We start from the raw sequence: 4,180 nt of genomic DNA on the forward strand, positions 1-4,180 counted from the left end.
AGTCGAAGGTCTCTGGCTTGCGGATACTACGTTCCCGGCATTGTTGCACAGCATACCGCCCAAAGCGTATCAGCCGCGTCTTTTCCGGGTGCAGTTGCAAGCCAAACTGGGCGAGACGCTCCCGCAGTTCTTGCAGGAAGCGCTGCGCCTCTCCTTCGTACTGGAACCCAATCACGCTGTCGTCGGCATAACGTACAATGATCACGTCGCCTTTAGCATTTCGAGTACGCCATTGCTGGACCCATAAATCCAATGCGTAATGCAGGTAGATATTGGATAGCACGGGGCTAACTACAGAACCTTGAGGAGTTCCTCGCGTTGATGCGACGCGGCGGCCATCCTCAATCGTGCCCGCTTTCAACCATTTGTGGATCAGACGTATCAGCCGGCGGTCACCTACTCGATGTGACAGGAAACGAAGCATCCACTCGTGATCGATTTCATCATAAAACGAGCGAATATCCGCGTCCAGTATCCAGTTGATCTTCCGCTTGTCGATCCCAACCCACAAGGCGTCCAGCGCGTCATGCTGCCCCCTTCCTTGCCGGAACCCGTATGAGAAGCCGAGGAAGTCTTGCTCATAGATCGCGCTCAGAACCGTGGACACGGCCATCTGCACGACCTTTTCTTCCAACGCTGCAATACCGAGGGGACGTAGTCTTCCGTCATTCTTCGGAATGTAGACCCGTCGGGACGGCTGTGCGCGATATGCACCGGATTGAATTTCCCGATGTAATTCGTGCACGTGAAACGCATCTTCGGGTTCCGCTTGGCGGCCTCCCGTACACCGTCGATCCCCATCGAAACGTGTTTGATCCGGCTCTGTGTCCGGCACGCTGGAGTTTCGAAGGCGTTCCCTCCGACTACACCCCTTCCCTCCATTGCCTCCGCAGGATCATCTCCCTTGTTCGGCAACTTCCCCGGTACTATGGGTGTATCCGACTTCTCATCAGCGTCGATGACTGGCTTGCGGTCAACGACCTTCCCAGTCCCGTCCAGTCCATTTGCACTGGACACCGATGAGATATCGCTGCTTCCGTATGAAAGACTTCCCGGCATGCACAGGGTCTCCGACCGCGCGGGATCGGGGCATGGCTTGCGATTGACGCCATGCACCGTGTTGCCTTCCGCTTCGCTTAACAGCGTCGGCATCCCGGATTTTTCATTTCGCGGCTCTATGGCTGGCCTGCCGGTTTCCCCTGTCAACGCTTCGACGCATACCTCGTGATGTGCGCCGCATGACTCGGGGTCAGAGTGATTCGCCACTTCTTCTCCGTACTGAACTTTCATCAACTATCTTTCATCGGCTTTGCAGCCGCACTAAGCGCGCATTTTGCTGCACGTCGTAAAGCGGCTTGAAGTGGCTGCGGCTCAGGCGGTCTGTTTTTTGAAGTTGAAGGGCAGCAGGTCCTCGATGTCGGCGTTGTCGGAACGCTGCGGCAGTACGGTGAGGACGTATTTCAACCATGCGAATGGCTCGACGCCACAGGCCCGGCAAGTCAACATCAGGCTATAGACGACGGCACTGGCTTTGGCGCCGGCAGGTGTGTCGCTGAACAGCCAGCTGTTTCGTCCGGTACAAAAAATTCTGATGTCCCGTTCGAGAATGTTGTTGTCTATCGGCATCCTGCCGTCGTCGGTATAGCGGGTCAGATATTCCCATTGATTGCGCGTATAGGAGACGGCATCGCCAAGTTTGGTGTCGGGCACGACCGTTGGCGCGATTTTGTCGAGCCATTCCTTGAGGGCGGAAAGGACCGGAACGCTATGTTTCTGGCGAAAGCGACGCATGTAGTGATCTCGCGTTTCGCCGTCGTCGGGCTTTTCGTCCCGCACCTGCCTTTCGATCCGGTAGAGCTGGTCGAAGAACTTGATGGCCTGCGCGGGCGGCCCACCGGGTTTCTTGCGCGCCTTGAGGGCATCGACAAACTTCCGCCTGGCATGGGCCAGGCACCCGACATGCGTGGCGCCTTTCAACGTGCGCCAGGCCTGATAGCCGTCACTCATCAGGATGCCGCGGTAGTCGCCAAGGAGGGCCTGCGGGTGTTCCTGTCCGCGACCGGGCTGATAATCGAACAACACGATCGGCTGTTTACTGTCTTCGCCGCTGCGAAAGGCCCACATATACGACGTGCTGGTGGGGTCCTTGCCCGCTTCCTTCAGCACCTGAACCGTGGTCTCGTCACCATGGATGATCGTCTGCGATTGGAGCCGCAGTTTCAGCGCGTCATAGATACGAACGAGGTGTTTCTCGCTCGAACCGATCACCCAATGGCCGAGAGCGCCACGGCTGACGGGAACGCCTGCACGCTCAAAGGCCTGGCTCAAGCGATAGAGCGGCGTGCCGTCGACGTATTTATGAACGAGCGCGAAGGCCAGCGTCGAGGCCGTGGCGACGCTGCCAGGCAAGGGCTGCTTCGGCATCGGCGCGATGACAACAGGCGTGCTGATCCCGGTCCGGTCGCAGTTGCGGCACGCATATTTTGCCCGGACATTCTGCAGAACCTTCGCCTTCACCTCGATGTGAAGCTGTTCTGTGACCAGTTCGCCCATGCGATGCATCGGGTGGCAGCAGCACGGACAGACCTTCTGATCGTCGGCAAGGTCATATTCGACGCGCTGACGCGGCAGGTTTGCCGGCAACGGCCTGCGGCCGGGTTTCTTGCCCTGCGGCTTTTCGATCTCCGGCAATCCCGTGTCCGGTAGAGCGACGGCATCCGCCTCGTCGGTGTCCTCGTCTGCATCTCCCTCAAGGGCGGCCTGCTCGGCTTCGTTGAAGAGGCGATCGATGTGCTTTTCGCTGCGCGGCGCAAAGCGATGCAACTGCGCCAGCGCCAGCTCTTCCTCAAGCTTGAAGACCCGCTGCGCGAGGATATCTTTCTCAGCCTTCAGCGCGGCAATCTCGGCTGCATTCGTCGCCAAAAGCGCCATCAATTCTTCAATGGTCGGGGTGCCGGTTCTAGTCATCGCATTCTTGAATCTGAACCGGCCCCCTGCGTCAACAGGCCTGCGACAAACGCTCTGCGTTTGCGCCGAATTCACCCGACAAATTCATATTGCCGCACCGGATGGCGAACCATCGCGTCGAGATCAATGCCGTCGAGAAGCCAGTGCAATTGCTCGGCATCAAGCGACACCACAGCCTCCTGTCGCCGAGGCCAGCGGAACTTGTCTTCGGTCAGCGCTTTCAACACCAACACAAAGCCCGATCGATCAAAAAACAGCAATTTCATCCGGGTACGGCGACGGTTGCAGAAGGCAAACACCGCGCGCTCGAACGGATTGAGGCCCATAGACTGCTCGACCAGGATCGCAAGGCTGTTGATCCCGGCCCTAAAGTCGATCGGATCCCGGTGAAGATAGACGCGCAGATCATCAGCCAGCCGGAACATCGCAACGCCCCAACGCTTCGATCATTGCCGACAGAACTTGAACATCCGCATCTTCAAGCTCAAGCCGCACACCATTCGGTAGCCTCGCCTTCAACCGCACCCCTGTCGATGTCGGCCGAGCCGCCGCGGCCGGCGGCCTCGCAGTCGGCGCTGCCTCAACCACCGGAACGAAGGCCGACGGTGCGCAAGGCATAACCGTCAACGCTTTCTCCGCCTGCCGGCGCTGACGCAGCTTGATCCAGTTGCGCAACTGATTGGCGTTCACCCCGTACTTCAGCGCAAGCCCTGCAACCGATACCCCCGGCTCAAGGCATGCGTCGATCAAGCGCTCCTTCTCGACCGGATCAAACCGCCGCTTGCCATTGCGAAGAACCTTGACGACCCGAAGCTCTCCTGAAAATCCCGCGCCATCCAGTCTCATTGTCCACAGTCTCCGTTGTGGACACAGATTCGCTCAACGCTCAGTCAATGAACAGGTGCAGCGATTTGCGCGCTTAGTGCGGCTGCAAAGCCGATGAAAGATAGTTGATGAAAGTTCAGTACGGAGAAGAAGTGGCGAATCACTCTGACCCCGAGTCATGCGGCGCACATCGCGAGGTATGCGTCGAAGCGTTGACAGGGGAAACCGGCAGGCCAGCCATAGAGCCGCGAAATGAAAAATCCGGGATGCCGACGCTGTTAAGCGAAGCGGAAGGCAACACGGTGCATGGCGTCAATCGCAAGCCATGCCCCGATCCCGCGCGGTCGGAGACCCTGTGCATGCCGGGAAGTCTTTCATACGGAAGCAG

Annotated in this window: 5 protein-coding genes; 1 reads left to right on the forward strand and 4 read right to left on the reverse strand. The window is 58.5% G+C overall.

What is annotated here, in order from left to right; translation table 11 throughout:
- The 4 genes from PH547_RS33485 to tnpA all read right to left on the reverse strand — a co-directional run.
- Positions 1-745, reverse strand: a 745-nt coding sequence (locus tag PH547_RS33485) for a reverse transcriptase domain-containing protein (protein ID WP_285170463.1), incomplete at its 3' end; no start/stop codon positions are given.
- 626 nt (positions 746-1,371) lie between these two features.
- Positions 1,372-2,967 carry an IS66 family transposase gene (tnpC, locus tag PH547_RS33490; RefSeq protein ID WP_184806384.1) on the reverse strand — a complete coding sequence of 532 codons (1,596 nt, stop codon included), beginning with the start codon at positions 2,965-2,967 and terminating at the stop codon, positions 1,372-1,374.
- Positions 2,968-3,038: 71 nt separating this feature from the next.
- Positions 3,039-3,392 (reverse strand): IS66 family insertion sequence element accessory protein TnpB, encoded by a 354-nt coding sequence (tnpB, locus tag PH547_RS33495; RefSeq protein WP_184806381.1) that lies wholly within the window; start codon positions 3,390-3,392, stop codon positions 3,039-3,041.
- Complete coding sequence (tnpA, locus tag PH547_RS33500; RefSeq protein WP_184806376.1) at positions 3,376-3,813, reverse strand: IS66-like element accessory protein TnpA; 438 nt, start codon at positions 3,811-3,813, stop codon at positions 3,376-3,378. The genes tnpB and tnpA overlap by 17 nt, the downstream gene beginning before the upstream one ends.
- Positions 3,814-3,920: 107 nt before the next feature.
- Here tnpA and PH547_RS33505 point away from each other — a divergent pair.
- Positions 3,921-4,180, forward strand: a 260-nt coding sequence (locus PH547_RS33505) for a hypothetical protein (RefSeq protein ID WP_483315601.1), incomplete at its 3' end; no start/stop codon positions are given.

This window comes from Rhizobium cerradonense (assembly GCF_030182455.1).
Classification (GTDB): Bacteria; Pseudomonadota; Alphaproteobacteria; order Rhizobiales; family Rhizobiaceae; genus Rhizobium.